This window comes from Colwellia sp. PAMC 20917 (assembly GCF_001767295.1).
GTDB lineage: Bacteria > Pseudomonadota > Gammaproteobacteria > Enterobacterales > Alteromonadaceae > Colwellia_A.
Map to the genome: position 1 here is coordinate 4,220,937 of NZ_CP014944.1, position 19,350 is coordinate 4,240,286.

Annotated in this window: 15 protein-coding genes and 5 tRNA genes; 13 read left to right on the forward strand and 7 right to left on the reverse strand. The window is 39.0% G+C overall.

The genetic code is table 11. From position 1 onward, the window contains the following. On the reverse strand, nt 1-909 hold the full coding sequence (locus A3Q34_RS18030) for a gluconeogenesis factor YvcK family protein (RefSeq protein ID WP_070376603.1): 909 nt from the start codon (nt 907-909) through the stop codon (nt 1-3). Nucleotides 910-1,321: 412 nt separating this feature from the next. Here A3Q34_RS18030 and A3Q34_RS18035 point away from each other — a divergent pair. The 5 genes from A3Q34_RS18035 to A3Q34_RS18055 all read left to right on the forward strand — a co-directional run bounded on the left by A3Q34_RS18035 (nt 1,322) and on the right by A3Q34_RS18055 (nt 2,362). Then, nucleotides 1,322-1,397: transfer RNA gene (locus A3Q34_RS18035), tRNA-Ala, on the forward strand. A 106-nt stretch (nt 1,398-1,503) separates the two neighbouring features. Beyond that, nucleotides 1,504-1,579 (forward strand) — tRNA-Glu (locus tag A3Q34_RS18040). 185 nt (nt 1,580-1,764) lie between these two features. Then, nucleotides 1,765-1,840 (forward strand) — tRNA-Glu (locus tag A3Q34_RS18045). 185 nt (nt 1,841-2,025) lie between these two features. Next, nucleotides 2,026-2,101 (forward strand) — tRNA-Glu (locus A3Q34_RS18050). A 185-nt stretch (nt 2,102-2,286) separates the two neighbouring features. Continuing rightward, a tRNA-Glu gene (locus tag A3Q34_RS18055) sits at nt 2,287-2,362 on the forward strand. 379 nt (nt 2,363-2,741) lie between these two features. On the opposite strand, the gene A3Q34_RS18060 is transcribed toward A3Q34_RS18055, so the two are convergent. Next, a complete protein-coding gene (locus A3Q34_RS18060) occupies nt 2,742-4,316 on the reverse strand; it encodes a cation:proton antiporter family protein (protein WP_070376604.1) in 1,575 nt (524 codons plus the stop codon). 1 nt (nt 4,317) lies between these two features. Continuing rightward, nucleotides 4,318-4,956, reverse strand: a complete 639-nt coding sequence (locus A3Q34_RS18065; RefSeq protein ID WP_070376605.1) for an arylesterase — start codon at nt 4,954-4,956, stop codon at nt 4,318-4,320. Between A3Q34_RS18065 and A3Q34_RS18070 the strand changes: the two genes are divergently transcribed. The 3 genes from A3Q34_RS18070 to A3Q34_RS18080 all read left to right on the forward strand — a co-directional run bounded on the left by A3Q34_RS18070 (nt 4,955) and on the right by A3Q34_RS18080 (nt 9,420). Next, a complete protein-coding gene (locus tag A3Q34_RS18070) occupies nt 4,955-5,689 on the forward strand; it encodes an ABC transporter ATP-binding protein (protein ID WP_070376606.1) in 735 nt (244 codons plus the stop codon). The genes A3Q34_RS18065 and A3Q34_RS18070 overlap by 2 nt on opposite strands. Before the next feature lie 2 nt (nt 5,690-5,691). Further along, nucleotides 5,692-8,265: an ABC transporter permease gene (locus A3Q34_RS18075; protein WP_070376607.1), complete on the forward strand. Its 2,574-nt coding sequence runs from the start codon at nt 5,692-5,694 to the stop codon at nt 8,263-8,265. Nucleotides 8,266-8,370: 105 nt separating this feature from the next. Beyond that, complete coding sequence (locus A3Q34_RS18080; protein ID WP_070377248.1) at nt 8,371-9,420, forward strand: AI-2E family transporter; 1,050 nt, start codon at nt 8,371-8,373, stop codon at nt 9,418-9,420. A gap of 28 nt (nt 9,421-9,448) precedes the next feature. Here the strand turns inward: A3Q34_RS18080 and A3Q34_RS18085 are convergent, their stop codons facing one another. Then, entirely contained in the window at nt 9,449-9,922 is a 474-nt protein-coding gene (locus tag A3Q34_RS18085; RefSeq protein WP_070376608.1) for a DUF2947 domain-containing protein, read from the reverse strand. A gap of 379 nt (nt 9,923-10,301) precedes the next feature. On the opposite strand from A3Q34_RS18085, the gene A3Q34_RS18090 reads away from it, so the two are divergent. The 3 genes from A3Q34_RS18090 to A3Q34_RS18100 all read left to right on the forward strand — a co-directional run bounded on the left by A3Q34_RS18090 (nt 10,302) and on the right by A3Q34_RS18100 (nt 13,058). Beyond that, the gene (locus A3Q34_RS18090) at nt 10,302-11,768 is read left to right on the forward strand and encodes a methyl-accepting chemotaxis protein (protein WP_070376609.1); all 1,467 of its coding nucleotides are present in this window, start codon (nt 10,302-10,304) and stop codon (nt 11,766-11,768) included. 4 nt (nt 11,769-11,772) lie between these two features. After that, the gene (locus tag A3Q34_RS18095) at nt 11,773-12,279 is read left to right on the forward strand and encodes a DUF6436 domain-containing protein (protein WP_157471040.1); all 507 of its coding nucleotides are present in this window, start codon (nt 11,773-11,775) and stop codon (nt 12,277-12,279) included. A gap of 131 nt (nt 12,280-12,410) precedes the next feature. Beyond that, nucleotides 12,411-13,058, forward strand: coding sequence for a DsbA family oxidoreductase (locus tag A3Q34_RS18100; RefSeq protein WP_070376611.1), 648 nt, complete (start codon nt 12,411-12,413; stop codon nt 13,056-13,058). A 202-nt stretch (nt 13,059-13,260) separates the two neighbouring features. Here A3Q34_RS18100 and A3Q34_RS18105 read toward each other — a convergent pair whose 3' ends face one another. Beyond that, entirely contained in the window at nt 13,261-14,034 is a 774-nt protein-coding gene (locus A3Q34_RS18105) for a sulfite exporter TauE/SafE family protein (RefSeq protein ID WP_070376612.1), read from the reverse strand. A 425-nt stretch (nt 14,035-14,459) separates the two neighbouring features. Here A3Q34_RS18105 and A3Q34_RS18110 point away from each other — a divergent pair, with 425 nt between their 5' ends. Continuing rightward, entirely contained in the window at nt 14,460-15,647 is a 1,188-nt protein-coding gene (locus tag A3Q34_RS18110) for a YbfB/YjiJ family MFS transporter (protein WP_070376613.1), read from the forward strand. Between the two features lie 579 nt (nt 15,648-16,226). On the opposite strand, the gene A3Q34_RS18115 is transcribed toward A3Q34_RS18110, so the two are convergent. Next, nucleotides 16,227-17,423, reverse strand: coding sequence for an IS91 family transposase (locus A3Q34_RS18115; RefSeq protein WP_070376614.1), 1,197 nt, complete (start codon nt 17,421-17,423; stop codon nt 16,227-16,229). Nucleotides 17,424-17,430: 7 nt separating this feature from the next. Next, complete coding sequence (locus tag A3Q34_RS18120; protein WP_070376615.1) at nt 17,431-18,330, reverse strand: tyrosine-type recombinase/integrase; 900 nt, start codon at nt 18,328-18,330, stop codon at nt 17,431-17,433. A gap of 416 nt (nt 18,331-18,746) precedes the next feature. Here A3Q34_RS18120 and tnpA point away from each other — a divergent pair, with 416 nt between their 5' ends. Further along, a complete protein-coding gene (gene tnpA / locus A3Q34_RS18125; RefSeq protein ID WP_070376616.1) occupies nt 18,747-19,172 on the forward strand; it encodes an IS200/IS605 family transposase in 426 nt (141 codons plus the stop codon). Nucleotides 19,173-19,350 lie beyond the last annotated feature (178 nt).

Below are 19,350 nucleotides of genomic sequence, written 5' to 3' on the forward strand. Positions count from 1 at the left end.
CTAGGCAGAAATACTATTTTGTTTATCAATACCACTTATGCAAAGTTTTAATGCCTGTAACAGTTTCTCTTTATCGTGGTTATGACTGTCTGAACCATTAGAAAGGTCGCAATGAATCACGGGTAAAATAGTAGATGTTACCGTTTCATTTTGACAAATAACACTATCAATAGGTAAACAGCCAATATTTTCTTTGATCCAATTAAGTTTCTCATCTAATGATAATGCTGCGGCTGGACTATCTTCTGGCCCTAAGTTCTCAATAAATACACAATGAGCAGAGCTTGCCTGAATCGCTTTAGTAATATCTCGCACTAACAAGGGTGGAATAACGCTGGTAAGAAAGCTCCCAGGGCCTAAAATAATCAAATCAGCAGACCTTATTGACTCAATACACAAAGGCAAGGTTTTAACCAACGGGGCCAATAATAATTTTTCTGGCATTATCGGCATTTTATCAACTGAGAGTTCACCTATTTTACAACGTCCCTTGGGGTAGAAGGCCATAAGATCGGTTGGTGTCTCTGACATCGGATATAAAGGCGTTCTAACCCCTAATAAACGTCTGACAAGCTTTATCGAATCAAGTGGCCGAGATTGCAATTTCCCCAGGGCATATAAAATAAGATTTCCTAGATTGTGACCACCCAGTTCATCTTGCCCATCAAATCTAAAATCAAATAACTGGCTGCCAACAGAGTCCTCATCAACAAGTAATGTTAAACAATTACGTAAATCGCCCCAAGCAATAGAACTACTGCGCTTACGTAAGCGGCCAGTAGAGCCTCCATTATCGGTTGTGGTTACTATACCCGTTAACTGCTTTTTTAAAAAAGAGAGAGTAGATAACACACGACCTAAACCGTGTCCGCCACCAATAGCGACAACATTTAGCTTTTCTAGCTGCATGAAAAATTCTTATTATTATATCTTAGTGCAACTTTACCCCCAATTTTGTCATAAAGAAACTATAAACCCTTATTTCATTGAGCTTGCCTACGTGTATTCTTTGAAATTAGGGAAAAAATAGCACCTTGTAGATAAATAATCGTTTAACATTAGCGACATCGCTTAATTGCAGATAAATAAAAGCCCTTTCAAAAAGTTGATATTGATAAATCACTGATTAAACAAAAAATAGTCAACTTGGCGTTTAAGTAAACACTTAACTAAAAACTTTGCAAAAAATACCTTTTTATCTAAAATAATAGTTGACAGTTTTAGGGCGGGTGCTTAGAATGCGCCTCGCTTTCAACGAGTGATTAATCATTTGTTAGGCAATGAATTTATAGCATATTAGGCCATGTTATTAATTTGTAGCGGGGCTATAGCTCAGCTGGGAGAGCGCTTCGCTGGCAGCGAAGAGGTCTGCGGTTCGATCCCGCATAGCTCCACCAAGTTTTAAGTTATTTAATTAAGTTAATCTTTATTTGAGTAATATTGGTTTTAAGTGCTTTTTTATCACTTAAAATAGAAAAGTTTACTTTTCACGATAGTATTTGTGTCCCTATCGTCTAGAGGCCTAGGACACCGCCCTTTCACGGCGGTAACAGGGGTTCGAATCCCCTTAGGGATGCCACTTATTTTTTATCGCCATATTGGCAGTAATTAAATAAGTAAACAGGGTATAACAAACTAGGTCTTGTTATCTCCTTTGATTGAAAGATTTTTTCAATGATAAAAACAAGATGTAAATCTTGTCCGATGCTTTTCTAAGTAGTTGAACCTTGTTTATTCAATGTTCACTTGCTCAATAGTTTTAGTGTCCCTATCGTCTAGAGGCCTAGGACACCGCCCTTTCACGGCGGTAACAGGGGTTCGAATCCCCTTAGGGATGCCACTTATTTTTTATTTCCTTTATCGGAAGTTAATAAATAGGTAAAAAGGGTATAACAAACTAGGTCTTGTTGTTTCCTTTGGTTGAAGAACGTTTCAATCATAAAAGCGAGATGAAAATCTTGTTTGATGCTTTTCTAAGTAGTTGAACCTTGTTTATTCAATGTTCACTTACTCAATAGTTTTAGTGTCCCTATCGTCTAGAGGCCTAGGACACCGCCCTTTCACGGCGGTAACAGGGGTTCGAATCCCCTTAGGGATGCCACTTATTTTTTATTTCCTTTATCGGAAGTTAATAAATAGGTAAAAAGGGTATAACAAACTAGGTCTTGTTGTTTCCTTTGGTTGAAGAACGTTTCAATCATAAAAGCGAGATGAAAATCTTGTTTGATGCTTTTCTAAGTAGTTGAACCTTGTTTATTCAATGTTCACTTGCTCAATAGTTTTAGTGTCCCTATCGTCTAGAGGCCTAGGACACCGCCCTTTCACGGCGGTAACAGGGGTTCGAATCCCCTTAGGGATGCCACTTATTTTTTATGTAACGAGTTTACTAGAGAGTCAGTGCTATAAGTGATATAAAAAAACCGACTTATTGTCGGTTTTTTTATGCTTGAAATTTGATGCTTCAACAAGAAGATTACCTTAAGTCTATTTTAAGCATTTAAGCAATCCTGTGTTACATTGCTAAGCTTGCAACATACAAAGTGACTTATGATCACCTTTTTCGAGTTTGTCTGCTAGGGTGCTTTAGCTTTTTCGTCGTGCTATCACTATTTTATTATCTGACAATCTTATGAATTTACTGAGCAGCTTAAAGGCGATAGTGAAAGCAAAGTAACAGGATGACCTGTTACTTATTAGCAAATCAATCTTTAGTGACCAGCGTACTGGTTAAAGCCATTATATTACTGCTTATTCGGTTTGATCATCGCTAAGCTTTCCTCAGCAAAACCAACGCCAGCCTCAGTATAGAAGTTAAACACTTTATCTACGCCAAAGGTTTCAATCTCTTGGCGCTCATCATCAAACCGAGCAATAGCCGCTATTTGACCCTGATAATTTGCATGTCTTAATTGTAAGGTTATATTTTTAATATCTTGAATTTGTGGCAGAGCGAGCAAGATTAACTCTAGTTTCTCTATTTTTATATTTTCCCAAAAATCGATATTCTCAGCGTCACCACAAAATGCTTGTACGTTATTGTCATTTAACCAAGCGATTTTACCTTGGTCGGCATCTAATCCCCATACTTGACCCGTAGCCTGGCTGTCTAAAGCTTTATAAGCGCCCATACCAACGCGTCCCATACCAATTACAACAATCGGTGCATCACAAGGTTGTATAAAGTTATCTTCGCTGAGTTTACTTTTTCTTTCGTATTTACAAATAAACAATTTATGCCGAGTGAAAATCTGATGAGCATAGTTATAAGTGATATTAGTAATAATAAACGATAAGGAAACGGCCAAGGACAAAATGACCAACCAATCATTTGTTAACCAGCCATTTTTTGTTGATAGCGAAGCGATGATCAAACCAAACTCACTAAAATTGCTTAATGCTAGTGCAGTTAAGTAAGAGGTTCTGCCACGTAATTTAAATTGTGTGAATAAGAAAAAGAACAAGCAAAATTTTACAGGGATAAGTAAAGTTAGTAGACCTGCCATAGCAAGCATTTCTAATGTGGGTAATGCAGTAAAGCCAATAGATAAGAAAAAACCAATTAAAAAGAGATCTTTAAAGCCCATCAATGATTTATTAATTTCGCTGGCTTTACTGTGCGAAGCCAAATACATCCCGACGAGCAGGGCGCCTAAATCGCCTTTAATACTCACTAACTCAAAAAGTTCATAGGCACCAAAGGCTAAGAAAAACCCGGTTAGCGGAATAAGCTCACCGTGGCCTACTTGGTCAATAAGTTTATTGATTAACGGCTTTATCAAAAAGGCGCTTAACAACAGTAAAGCCCATAATGTTGGAGACTTACCGGTCGCCACCACTAAAAATATTACCGCGACAATATCTTGTATCACTAAAATTCCCACGGCTAATTTACCGTGGCGCGTGCGCATTTCGCCGTGATCTTCCATCAGCTTAACGACACAAACCGTACTACTAAAGCTCAAGGCAAAAATAATTAAACCTAAGGTGTAGAAAGACAAATCAGCAAAGTAGCTAATAGCAGCAAGGGCGAATAATTTTAGCAGCAAAGCACCTATTAACACCCAAGTGACACTATGAGACAAACTACCTAACCAAACTTCTTTTTTTAATAAGTCTTTAACATTAAGTTTTAAGCCAATAGTAAATAACATTAAGGTTATGCCTAGGTTTGCTAATGTATTGATACTGTCGTCGGCTTGAAAACCGAGAAAATTTAGTAAAAATCCCGCAAATAAATAACCAATTGATGGTGGTAATGAAAATGACTTTGCCGCCATCCCACAACCGAAGGCAAATAGAATCCAAATAAAGTCCATATTATTTTTCCATTATTTCTGTAAACTGACTAGCGACAAACTCAGCAATAATTGGCTGAGCTTTAACATTGGGGTGAATGCCATCTTTTTGCATTAAACTGGCGTCGGTGACTAATGGCTCAACAAAAAACGGTAACAAGTTAATGTTAGTTTCAGCGGCAACATCAATAAATACTTGTTCGAACATCTTATTATAACGAGGCCCATAATTTGGGGTGATTTTGATTTGATAGAGTGTCACTGGAATTTTTTTATCTTGAGCGAGCTTTATCATTTGTAACAAATTATTTTTAATTTTCTTTGGGGAGTAGCCTCTAAGGCCATCATTACCACCAAGTTCTATCACTAAATGGTCAACCTTTTCTTTGGCTAATATTCCCGGTAACCTTGATAAACCGCCTGTTGTAGTCTCACCACTAATGCTAGCATTAGTGATCTTATAAGGACTTTTTTGCGTAGTTAATTGTGTATTTAGCAGGTGAACCCAGCCTTGGTTTTGTTTCATTCCATAGCTTGCACTAACACTATCACCTAGTAGTAAAATAGAATGCCTGGCTGAAGGGTTAGCCAATGTCGAAAAAGATATAGAAATTAAAGCTATTAAGCTTAAAAACAAAATATAAATGGGATGTTTATTCATGAAGTCAAATTCCGAAGCCATATTAAAAGTAAGTGCGTTAACTAAGTCTGTGCAGTTAGAAGAGAAAACTCTTGATCTACTTCAACCTGTTGACCTAACGGTCAATACAGGTGAAACATTAGCAATAGTAGGTTCATCAGGCTCAGGAAAAACAACCTTGTTAGCTATTTTAGCGGGCTTAGATTTACCTACATCAGGTGAAGTTTATCTTAAAAACCACCCATTGCACCAGTTTAATGAAGAGCAACGTAGTCAAGTACGAGCAGATCACGTTGGATTTATCTTCCAGCAATTTTTATTAATTAGCAGTTTAACCGCACTTGAAAATGTTATGTTGCCGGCTGAGTTGGCAAATTTACCTGATGCAAAACAGCAAGGACTGGCGTTACTTGAAGCTGTAGGTCTTGGTGAACGTGCCGAACACTATCCGTCACAATTATCGGGTGGTGAACAACAACGGGTCGCTATTGCTCGCGCTTTTATTACCAAGCCCGACGTATTATTCGCCGATGAACCTACCGGAAATTTAGATACCAAAACAGGGGTGCATATCGCCGATTTACTTTTTCAATTAAATGAAAAACATGGCACTACCTTAATATTGGTTACTCACGATCCAAAATTAGCCCAGCGCTGTCAACGTCAAGTTGAAATGGACAGCGGCGTTTTACAAGAAGTTAATCTCAACAACGCCAATCAAGATGAACTTCCTGCTCATATGAAAGTAGGTTAACGATGACTGAATTAAGGGTAAAACCATCAAAGACTTGGGTTAAACAATCATTACGACTGTTACATCATGAGTTTCGCCGCGGTGACTTAACCATTATATTTTTAGCGATTGTTCTCGCAGTCGGTACCGTATTTTCATTAACTGGTTTTTCAGAGCAAATTAAGCAAGCTATCATCACCAACAGCGCTAACACCATAGCAGCCGATCGGGTGCTGGGCTCTAACCGAGTAATACCGACCGAATATCTTGATAAAAGTGATAGTTTATCGCTCAATGTCGCCTCGAAAATATTACTCGATTCTATGGTGTTTTCAGGTGATAACATGTTGTTATCTGAACTTGATGTTGTTTCTGAAAAATATCCTTTGCGTGGCGAATTTCTCGTTAAAACGTCGCTAGATCAAGAAATACCCAGCTCGGTTGGCGCGCCAAAACAAGGAACGGCTTATGTTGAAGAAAGTATTCTTAGCCGTCTAGATGTTAAAGTCGGTGGCACAATAGAAGTAGGGGTGCTCCCGCTGACTGTTGCCGGTGTTATTGTAGAAATTCCTGACCGTTCATACCGTATGTTTGTTGCCGGACCCACTATATTTCTTAATATTAAAGATATTGAGAAAACCCAGTTGATAAAGCCCGGCAGTCGCGTTTATTATCAATATATGTTTGCGGGGGAGCGTGACAATATTGAAGCATTTGAAACCTGGATAAAACCACAACTCAATGAAACTCAAAATTGGTACGATGCTAAATCAGCAAAAAATCGTCTATCAAAGGTCTTAGACAGCTCAGAGAAGTTTTTATCGTTAGCCAGTATGTTAGGTATTGTGCTTGCTGCTGTTGCTGTTGCGGTTGCCAGTCGACGATACGGGCAACGTCATCAACCTATGGTTGCTGTATTTAAAGCGTTAGGCGCTTCAACGTCTCATGTAAAAAAATTGTATATGCTGCACTGGGGCTTACTTAGCTTAATAAGTATCATAGTAGGGCTTGTTGTTGGTTATATGCTGATGCTCGCCGGTGTGAGTGCTATAGAAAGCTACTTGTCATTAGATGAAAGCCAACTAACGTTTAAACCATTTATCACTGCTGTGATAACCGGAGTGCTTTGTGCGGTTGCCTTTGCCATTCATCCTATTACTGAATTAATTTCAACGAAACCACTCGATGTTATTCGCGGTTTTAGCAAAAATGAATTACCAAGGTTTGGTTGGCATCAAGTGATCCCATTACTGGCACTCTTTGCGCTACTGATGTTATTTAGTCGCGATCTCGTTATGAGTTTGTCATTGTTGTTAGGTGGTATATTAGTTTCTGGTGTTTTATTGCTTTTAGGGCGATTAATCATGGGGGCAGGGCGAAGTGCCGGTGCTAAAGCCGGTAAAGCTTGGCATCTGGCTTTAGCCAACTTAAAGCGCCGCGCCAATGAAAATAGTGTGCAATTAGTCAGTTTTACAATCGCTATTCAGTTATTACTGCTAATAACGGTAATGAAAAGTTCAATTATTGATGAGTGGCAAGCACAATTCCCGGAAAACACGCCTAATCATTATTTACTTAATATTGCCAATGAAGAAGTTGCACCACTGCAAGCTTTTACTGAGCAGCTCAATCTCGATAATCAGGGGTTTTATCCTATTTTTCGAGGACGTTTATCAGCGATCAATGGTGAAAAAACAGTCAAAGTTGACGAAGATGAAAAAAAAGATTCAGCAACGACTGACACAGACGAACCCAAGGTAGAGGATAAAGAAAAGCCAAAAGAGCGAAAAGGTGCTGGCCGTGAATTAAGCTTAACATGGCAAGAGCAATTACCTTTGACCAATGAAGTTATCGAAGGGCAATGGTGGCAAATAGAGGATACATTACCGCAAGTCTCTATGGAAAAAGGTATGGCTGAACGTTTAGATGTTAAACTCGGCGATGAGCTCACTTTCACTATTGGTACTGACGAATTCACCGTGCCGGTTACTAGTATTCGCGACGTCAACTGGAAGAGTCGACAGTTAAATTTTATTATGATTTTCAATGAAGCTGCCGTTATCGATATAGAGTCGACTTCTATTTCGGCGTGGATGATATCAGACCAGCAAAAAAATGAAGTTTATCGCTTTTTAAGCCAATATCCTACCATCTCAATTATGGATTTTGGTGCAATTATGAAACAACTGACCAGCATGATAGAGCAAGTTTCAATCGCGATTGAACTTATTTTAGTGTTAGTTATTTTAGCGGGTAGTTTAGTGTTGGTTGCACAAGTGCAAGCAAGTATGGAAGAGCGTGAGCGAGAGTTAGCGATATTGCGTACCTTAGGCGCAAAAGGTTCACTACTGCGAAATAGCGTATTGTTTGAGTTTGTTGCACTTGGCGCTGTTGCGGGGTTAATGGCGAGTATTGCGATGGAAATAGCGGTGTTTTTCTTGCAAACGCAAGTCTTTGAAATGTCGGCGAGCTTTCATTTCAATTACTGGTTAGTGGGTATCGCTGCTGGCGCCGGATTTGTTGGTATCATGGGCATGCTAAGTTGTTGGCGATTATTGAATATGTCAAGTTTGACCTTGATCCGTCGAACAATGTAAACCGCGCTTGCTTGTTAACAATCGAAACTTAAGTTTATTAACACTAGATTTAAGTTTCGGGTATAGTAAGGTTTTTTAAATGATAAAGTTAACACTATGGGATTAATGGAAAAATCAGGCGGCGCAGTAAAAATGCTGGTAGTAACCGCAGCACTGTTTATTGTTTTTGCAGGGATAAAAACGGCTGCTAATATTTTAGTACCTTTTTTACTTTCTGTTTTCATCGCTATTATTTGTAACCCGCTTATTGCTCGCGCTAGCCGCTATAAAATACCCAAAGTAATAGCGGTACTTTTAGTCATCGCCTTGTTCGTTATTGTTGCTTTATCTCTTGCGGGGTTAGTTGGAAAATCACTCACCGAACTATCCCTTAAACTACCTGAATATCGCGAGCAATTAAGAGTACAGTTTATTTGGATAACTGAGCAGTTAGCCGATAAAAATATTATTATATCGTCAGCGTTATTAATGGAATATTTTGACCCCGCTGCAGCCATGGGCTTAGCAGCCGATATGCTTAGCGGATTAGGCAGTGTGATGGCCAATTTATTTCTTATTATCATCACAGTTATTTTTATGCTTTTTGAAGCTTCGTCTTTACCTAAAAAGTTACATTTTGCCTTAGCGGATCCCGAAATGCGCTTAAAGCAAATAGACCGTTTTCTTACCTCGGTAAATAACTATTTAGCGATAAAAACCTTAGTGAGTATTGCTACCGGTATTATAGTATCAATAATGCTCTGGGCGTTTGGTTTAGACTTTTACTTGCTTTGGGGAGTGCTTGCTTTTCTGCTTAATTATATTCCTAATATTGGCTCTATTATCGCAGCGGTTCCGGCGATGTCACTGGCCGTATTACAATTGAGTTTACCTGAGGCAGGCCTTATCGGTTTAGGCTATATCACGATTAATATGGTGATGGGTAATATTGTTGAACCTCGTTATTTAGGAAAAGGCTTAGGGCTATCAACCCTAGTAATTTTTCTGTCGTTAATCTTTTGGGGTTGGTTGCTTGGCTCAGTGGGGATGTTACTTTCGGTGCCATTAACCATGATCATTAAAATAGGCTTAGAGAACGCAGAAGAAGGTCGTTGGTTTGCTGTGCTATTGTCAGGTGAAGACGATATTAACGAACTTGAACATGTTAAGCGCTAAGCCTAAATTTAATCGGCTGTATCTGTTTTTACTTTTTTAAGCCAAGCTTACATTGACCATTAGATAAAAATTGCACCGCTTCTTTACGCTTTTTGCCGATAAGAAGTGGTCCATCATCCATAAAAAGAAAGTTCTTCCAACAACGTTGGAAAACAGCCCAAGTTGTTTCAATGACATTGTTTTTTGCACTACAAAAATAAACCACGGTATTATTGTCCCACGCTAAATGAGCAATAACTTCTGCAGGCAACTCTGCTTGTTCACTGTCCCAAATACTTTCCCAAGCCAATGTTTTCTGCCAGGTTGTTTCTTCAAATGGCCAATCACCCTTTTTGAAAAAATCAGGATGGTCAACTTGTCGACTAATAAAGGTATCCCAAACAACTTGTGCGCGTGCTTGAACCATAGGTTTTATTTTTGTTTTATCTTTATCATCGATCGGCAGGCTTTTATGTCTAAAAATCCAAGCATTTTTAAGGTCATCTAAAGGAATATAATTCATGAAGTCACTAGTATTGGTTTAATGTTATAAGCAGAAGTAGGCAGATGATACACCATTATGATTGAGTTTTTATCTTGAGACTGGGTTATTTTTTATATCGCCTGCATAGCTAAGCTAAATAAAACATATTTTTATAAATATTTAACCGCTTAGGGATCATCTAACTCAGCCAATAGCTATTAAATTAACTGACTTAAATAGTTATGATATTGATTTGTCAATTTTATTGAACTAAAGTTATGGTATCTTGATTTAAAGCGCGATTTACAGGGACTTAAAGGGTTAGTTTTTATTGGAGATGGTAGCAATTGAACCCTCATATATCGAACTTTAACAATAGTAAAATTGATGTTAATAATGTCTGTATAACGGGATAAAAATGAATAAAAATAACACACTATTTACATACCTTTTATGTATTTTATTTGCTGAAAGTTTGCTCTTGGCTTTCATCTACGACTCATACTTATCTGCACTTATCATTGGCCTACCTGCATTACTTGTGCCTATATACTTCTACAAAACAGCTGGAGATGGTGCTATTTCCGGTCATGTTTCAGCGCTCGCAGTCATGATATTTGCAGCCTTGCATATTCATCAAGCACAGGGCTTAATTGAAGTTCACTTTGAAATCTTTATCCTTTTAGCGTTTTTAATTATTTTTCAAGATTGGCGGGTATTTATTACCGCTATTCTTGTTGTTGCCGTACACCATTTTTCTTTTTACTACTTACAGGTAAATGATACGGGTGTTTATATCTTTGACGAAGATAGATTACTCTTTTCAACCGTGATAATACATGCTGTTTATGCTATTACTGAGTCTATTATTGCTGGCTACATAGCACACTCTATGAAAGTAGAAAGTGAAGCGGGCAAAGAATTATCGTCAGTGGCGACTTCATTAACGGTTGATGTCAATGCGATTGACTTGAGCATCAAGGCAAGGGCCAATAATAATAGAACTTTACTGTCTTTTAATGAATTATTAGACTTATTATCAAAGGTTATTCAAGGGGTAAAAGAGCAAGTTGTAGAATTAAATGCTAACTCACAAAATTTAAATAGAACCAAAGAAGAACTTGAAAGCTCGACAGCACAGCGTCAACAAGAAACTGAAGTGATTGCGACATCAGCAGAAGAAATGGCAGTGACAGTAGCATCTATCGCGCAAGAAACGACCCAATTAAGTGATCAGATGAAAGAAGCTACTGACTTTACGAAGGCATCTAATGAAGAAATTATTAGCATTAATAATCAAAACAAAAATTTAACATCTGCACTTGAAAAGACCAGTGAACAAGTGAACGATCTCGCTAACTCTACAGAAGCTATTTCGAAAGTGTTATCTGAAATAAGTGGTATTGCTGAGCAAACAAATTTATTAGCGTTAAACGCGGCAATAGAAGCAGCAAGAGCAGGAGAGCAAGGTCGAGGGTTTGCTGTTGTTGCCGATGAAGTCCGTGCGTTAGCAACTCGCACTAAAGAAAGTACTGATAAAATAGGTCAAACGCTTTCCCTGTTAAAAAGTTACTCTAAGTTAACAACAGACTCAATGACCCATAGTATTGGGATTGTGCAATCGGTCATTGAAAGTGCTGATAAAGCTCAAAAACAAATAGCTCAAGCGTCAGCACTTGTGGAGCATGCCAGTGCTATATCGATTAATGTCGCCGCAGCGGTTGAGCAGCAATCAGTAACCACTGCAGATATAGCAAAAAGTGCCGAAACGTTAAGAGATACAGCCTTAGTCGACAGAGAAAGAGTCCAAGCATTAGCTTCAGAAGCCGATAGTGTCAGTGTTACCTCGAATGCAATGGCACTTAATATTGCTCGTTTCAAATAAACTAATGACAAAAATTCAGTTGGGTGTACTTACCGTGTGGATAGCTTTTACGCTATCTGCATTTGGTTACCTGATAAAAGATAGGCTTGTCGAGTTTGATGAGAATAATAAATTAGCGGGTGTAGGAAATCAGGAGCTATCTGGTTATTTGCTACCTTTTGCCAAGCCGGCCAATATTACGGGTCAAAAAACACTATTACATTTCTCTACACCGAGTTGTGAATGCCAACAGTACAGTGAAAAACATATTAAAGATCTTAATAAACTGGCGGGTGCAAATGATTTTTTAATAAAAAATGTTGTCATTAATGAGCACAATGTTATTCCCTCAACGCCCTCTGTAGCATTAATAGATGAATCAGGTGAGATTGTCTATTTTGGTCCTTATGGGCAAGGTTTAGCTTGCTCGCAAACGTCAGGCTATGCCCAGACTATGTTAAATAACTACTTAAAAGGTTATGCCGCTAATCTTGTTGTTAAAGAAGCGAAAGGTTGTTATTGCAATGTATAAAGTTACTTTATGTTAATCTGTCGCTAACCATTTTAGTCATGGTTATTTTTCTTTACTTAGGTTGTTTTTACTCGGTTTATACGCTGTAAATAATTTAAGTTATTTTACCAACAAATTTCAACTGAAAAAATATGAATAAACATCTTAAATTAGACATTGTCTCCGACGTTTCCTGCCCTTGGTGTATTATTGGATACCAGTCTTTAAATCAAGCATTAACCAAACTTGCGGATGATATTTCAGTTGATATCACCTGGCAACCGTTTGAGCTCAATCCTGATATGCCAAAAGAAGGTCAGGATATTACCGAACACATTACTGAAAAATACGGCATTAGTGTTGAACAAAGTGAGCAAAATAGATTGATGATCAAGCAACGAGGCTTAGCGCTTGGTTATGAATTTGGTAACCGTGGTGGCGGTCGAATATATAATACATTCGATGCCCATCGGCTGCTTCATTGGGCGAAAGAATATAATAAGCAGACTGAACTTAAACTCGCCTTGTTTGATCTATATTTTAAAGAGAGTGGCGATCCCAGTGATCATCAAAAGCTACTCGATGTAGCGAAAAGTGTTGGTTTAGATAATGAAAAGGCTCAACAAATATTAGCGTCTAATGAATACGAAGAAGAGGTGCGTACTTTGCAACGCCATTATCAATCGATGGGCATAAGCTCAGTACCTGCCGTGATAGTCAATGATAAGCATTTGATCAGTGGTGGTCAGCCAGCGGATGTTTTTGAACAAGCATTGCGTGAAATAGCTAAAGAAAGTTAAGAAACGTCCTAACAACCCTTTATAAATGAACGTTCAAATGGTATTTAAGTGGATTTAATCGGCCTTACATAAGCTGCTATGAGTTTTACCAGGTTCTTATTCAAATGCGCTTAGGTTACATTTTTAATCAATAAACGCTGCCACTTAACTTACCGTCACATTAATATCATCAGCTGTTGCGCGGCGAAAGTTTATCTAAACGTTAACTCGCATAACTATCATAAAAGAAATACAGGGTGGTTATAATACTTGCGAATATAACAAAATACCTGACCTTGGCTTGTGGCAGTTTGCGTGAAACATTTGCGGCAATATAACCTCCAGCTAATGTGCCACACAGCACAATAGTTCCTTGATACCAGGCAATCACATCATTGTAAATAAACACAGTGATAGCAATTAGTGACACTGCAGAAGATATCAATAGCTTTAAGCCATTCATTGTATTGATATTAGTGTGACCAGCTAAGGCTAGATAGCTAAGGGTAATTATGCCTAAACCGGCATTAAAAAAACCACCATAAATAGCGATACCTAACAGAACAATGATCAGTAATAAACTACCTATTGATGAGGCATGTTGGTGATTGACGGCCATTTTTTTTAGTCCAGCATTAACCTTGCCGCCAAAAACAAACAATACACTCGCAAATAACAGTAACCAAGGGATAGCCTCACGAAACAGCACTTCAGGTGTTTTTAGTAATAACCATGCACCGATAATACCGCCGATTACGCTGATTGTTATAATGAGTGGTAGTTGATTTTTATTAGCAGCAATCTCTTTTCGAAAAGCATAAGTACCGCTCATATAGCCAGCACATGAGGCAAAAGTGTTGGTCGCATTTGCGATAATGGGAGGAACGCCAACAAAAATAAGTGCGGGGAAGGTAATAAAGCTCCCGCCACCAGCAACAGAGTTAAGCACACCACCAAAAAAACCGGCAAAGAACAGAAAAATCAATTCAAATGACATTAAAAATAATAAACCTGAGCGATTACATTAGCTAGACGGTAACATATTTACATTGAGTCCAATAGCAACAAATAGTTTACTGACAATCTAAAAATTAAAGGGGCTATAAAGGGTGGGGTAGTGCAGTAAAGCTATATAGAAAGGGGCTATTACGTTACACATTGAAATAATGTTTACTTACTCGAAAAAGTATTCATTGCACTAAATATTATCATGCCTGAGCACTCATTTTTGGTAAAAAAATCTATAAAGATACAGTCTCTGGTTATTATTATTTATCAGCACCGTCGAGAAAACTCGGTACTTTAGCGCCGAGTAGTTCACATGACTATCCTGTATAGCATTTATCATTATTGGTGATTTACCTATCTCCCCTGTTAGTTATAAAGTGTAAGATATAGCGAAGAAATGTTTTTTGGACAAATATGCCACAATTTCACCGAGACAGTAACCATTCAATTTTATTAGCAGGTATCTTAGCCCTTGTGGTTGGGGTTGGTGTCGCTCGTTTTGTTTTTACGTCGCTATTACCGACTATGCTAGAGGAGTCAATCAGCATCGCCTTCGCTGGTGTGCTTGCCTCAATCAATTATCTTGGCTATTTGATGGGCTCTGTTTTTTCTATTTTTATTAAAGATATACATGCCAAGGTTAGGTATTTTAGATTTGGTTTGTGCCTTTGTGTGCTTTCTTCTTTTGTTTTAGGCATTACCGAAAATAATACTCTATGGATTATTGCGCGATTATTGGCGGGATTTGGTGCGGCAATGGCGCTCGTTGTTGGCTCTGCTGTTGTTATGTTAAAGCTAAAAGCCACCAATAAGACGAAGGCGATGGGCATCCACTTTAGCGGTTTAGGTTTTTCAATTGTCATTACTGATTTAGTTATGAGAGCGGTATTTTATTTTGGTGGCGATTGGAAAGATGCATGGCTAGTACTCGCTATCCTTGGCGCTTTTTTATCTTGTTATTCGGCTTATATCTTAAGGTTTGATAGACAACCAAGCAGTGAAGTGGTGAAACACAAATTTGATAAAACGCTTTTTTCACCTATGGTTATTGTCTTAATCTTGGCTTACTTTACCGAAGGTATCGGTATGGTGGTACAAGCAACATTTCTGCCTGATATCGTCAATTCATTAGACGGATTAGCAGGATATGGCGGCTATGTATGGTTAGCCGTTGGTATTGCTGGCATCCCTTCTTGTATTATATGGATGCGTTTAGCACATCGCTTTGGCAGTATTAATATCATGATGGCCGCTATGTTGTTGCAGATTGTTGGTATCTTAATTCCTACTTTTTCGAATAATATTATTATGAACCTTATTAGTGGTTTGTTTTTTGGAGCAACATTTATAGGTTTAGTTGCTTTGTTTATGAATTTTGCTGGCCAGCTGTCCAATAAAAACCCGGTCTTTATCATGGGCGCAATCACATCAGCTTACGGCCTTGGCCAAATTATTGCTCCCTTGTATTGTGTGGCACTTATTGAACAATTTACCACTTATAACTATGCCTTATATTTAACGGCTATTATCGTTGCGGGTGGTATTTTTTTATTGATTTATGCCAAGCTAAACTTCAAAGAAGCCAATCAAACTATGTTTTAGATTTTAGTTTACGTTTTATCTGCAGACACAGATAAAACGCATTGTAGGTTAACGGTAAGTTTATTATCAAGTGTGACTGCACATAACGATTGATATTAGTCTCATTTACGGTTGGTAGTTTTTTAAAGGGATGCAGTTAAGGTTTTTTTTTGAAAAAACGACTGTTCAGTTATAATATTTGAGGTTCAACTGGCAATACTTAGGATAACTTTGTGCGCTTTACATAACGAGTTGAAAAACTAAGGTCTTCTTAGTTAAGGTTTTAAGATATCAGCCATGCGACAGAGCCTATCAACATCTGCGACCTAGCGGCTGATGTCTAAAAGGCCCTCAAAGTGGAAACCGCGGGAAGTTAACTCGGTGCTATGGGGATTGCTTAATTGTCTTTGGGTCTACGCTGGTGAAATATTGGGGAGCATCTTTTATCGACACTATTTAATGGCTTTATTGTGATTTTCATCATGATACTTTTCTCTAACATCACTTTATTATAGCGAATATTCGACAATATTGAGCAAACAAACCATAACTATCCCTTATCCCCATTGCCGATAATTTAGCCTTACTCATCTGTCACAACTAACTTAGCCGTTTAGGTGGTGCTCGCGGTAAATATAAATGAAGCAATACTTCTGTCACTACCATGCTTGCGCCACAACACGGACAAATAAAGGTAGGTAAAGGCTCATGAGCTTTTTCCTCATCAGTCTTGTCTTCATCGGGTAGTGCCATAGGTACTTTAACATTCAGTAATTGTCGTGCTTTAGCCAAATTCTTTTTACGTCCCGTATTGGCCGTTAAACCATAATGTCGAATACGGTGAAAGCCACTCGGTAATACATGCAATAAGAAACGCCGGATGAACTCATCCTTAGTCAGCGTCATAGTGCGGTGCCTATTTTGTTCTTTCACACGATAATTCTTCCACTTGAAACTCACCGTTTGTTTATCCATACCAACCAGTCGAGAGTTCGCAATAGCGACACGATGGGTATATCGAGATAGATACGCTAATACCGCTTTAGGCCCAGAAAAAGGCCGTTTGGCATAAACCACCCATTCAACTTTACGTTGATTGTTTAGCCACACCAAAAAAGGTATTTCGTCCTCAAGAGGTAAGCAATCACCAAAGAACAGTAATTTATTATGCTCATACGCTTCACGTAATCCCTCAAGGTATAACCGTCGAAACAAACGCGATAACACACGCACAGGCAAAAAGAATCCAGCTTTACACGATACCCATTTATCACCATCAAGTGATAAACCACCACCAGGAATAATGCCATGCACATGAGGGTGATGCGTCATGGCACTGCCCCACGTATGCAATACAAAAGTTACCCCTAAACGCGCACCTAAGTGTTTGGTGTCAGCGCCAATCGTTAACAGTGTTTTTGCGGCAGCTTTGAGTAACAAGCCATACATCACAGACTTGTTGTAATAGGCCAATTCGCTGATAGCTTGTGGCAAGGTGAAAACCACATGATAATAATCAACAGGAAGTAGTTCAGTTTGCCGAGCCTCCAGCCAACGTTTCGCTGCACTTGCTTGACACTTAGGGCAATGTCGATTGCGACACGAGTTATAAGCAATTTGCACATGCTTACACGCAGGGCAATACAAAACATGACCGCCAAGTACCTCACTACGACAATGCTCAACACCAGACATCACTTTGAGTTGCGCTAAACTGACATGCCCCTGATGTTCATCACGCCACTGCTGACCGTGTGCACGAAACACATCCGCCACCTCCAGTTTTTCTCGTGACATGATCGACTCACTTCACGTCCTTTACCTTCTTTTTTTGCGGTGTGATGGTATCTAACGGACTGATCACCTCCTTGAGTAAATCCGTTGCCACCTGTGTATAACGCGCAGTGGTATTGAGTTGAGCATGCCCCAACAAGACTTGAATAACACGTATGTCGACTTTAGCCTCGAGTAAGTGAGTCGCAAAGCTATGACGTAATGTGTGCATAGAGACATTCTTTTTAATCTCAGCAGCATGAGCGGTTTGTTTACACACGCGACTGAGATGACGAGCCGTCATATGATCGATAGGGTTCAACCCAGGAAATAACCAACCCCCAGCAAACATCTGTCCTTGTTGATTAGCAAAACGCCACCAATCTCTAAGATGCTCAAGCAAAGCGAGTGATAATAGTGCATAGCGATCACGACTTCCTTTGCCTTGCTCTACACGTAATGCCATTCGTTTACTGTCTATGTCACTCACTTTTAAGGAAACCACTTCACTTACGCGTAAACCTGCACCATAGGCGACAGCGAATGCGGCTTTAAATTTAGGGTGCGTGGCCATAGCCATAAAACGCGTAGTTTCTTCCAAACTGAGCACGATGGGTAATTTACGCGCAACCGTTACGGGATAAATCCGTGCAATCACTTCCGGTTTATCTAAAGTGACTTGAAAGAAAAACTTAAGCGCCGAGAGTGTGGCATTGACCGTGATCCCCGATACACCGTGATTGACCATGAAAAGTTGAAACTCACGCAACTCTTCTTGGGTGGTTGATTCAGGAGGATGTTGTAAATGTTCACAGAGTTTATTAACGCCACGGAAGTAGTCAATTTGTGTTGAAGTTGCCAGTTTGCGCATGGTCATATCTTCATTGAAGCGTTGGCGTAAAGGGGCTGAAAAGTATGGGCTGATGTTCATGAGGTATTCTCCAATCTAAGGTGAGGCGACATGCCTCAAAACTTAGAGTCAGAAAGAATAAAAAAGTTATGGGGGGTAATGCGATGCTTGCCAAATACACCATTACCGCGGTGAGCGGTTTAGTTCTTTGATACGAAACCGGACGTTAGCATCAATGGATTTTCGAGCTATTTTTAGTGCTCATTAGACGTTGAGCTACCTTTACCCTGACAGACAACAAAGCCACCTTTGCGGTCATTTGCCATTAAACTGGAAATGTTAATTCTATGCTCAAAGAAGACATTAGATGTCAGTTCTTCTTTAGGGAAACTGACCGCTAATAGCTGAAATTGATGCTTTATTAGTCCGAGCGTAAGGTTAACCCCCCCATTTTTAGATGGGTAGCTTTAGCTAGCAGTTGTCTTTAGAATGTTTATATGAAATATCGTACTGGGTCACATACAAAATATAATATTCAATACCACTTTGTTTGGGCAACGAAATACCGTTACCAAGTACTAACTGGTGATGTAGGATTTCGAGTGAGAGAGTTGGTCAGACAGACTTGTGAGCAGCTTGAGGTTGAAATACTAAAAGGTGTAGTGAGTAAAGATCATGTTCATCTATTAGTTTCAGCGCCCCCGACAGTGTCAGCTTCAAATATAATGAAGCGTGTCAAAGGGAGAAGCTCGACGAAGTTTTTTCAAGAGTATCCGCTATTGAAAAAGCGATATTGGGATCAACACTTTTGGGCCAGAGGCTACTTTTACGTAACGGCAGGGGAGTTGACGGAAGTGATGATACAAGAATACTTGGAGCATCACTTTCAGCGTAAAGAGAAGGATAACTTCGATTTAGAGTGATTAACGTTCCAAGGCCATAGGACTTTCAGTCCGCAAAATAACCTACCGTCTTTAGACGGTAGGTTATTTTGATTACTAACTTTATTGTTAGAATAGCTATCCTAACAGCGCTCATAGTTATGTCTTCTATCGTCAAGGATATCTATATTACAAGTATTTTTCTCTAGCACTTTCCCTT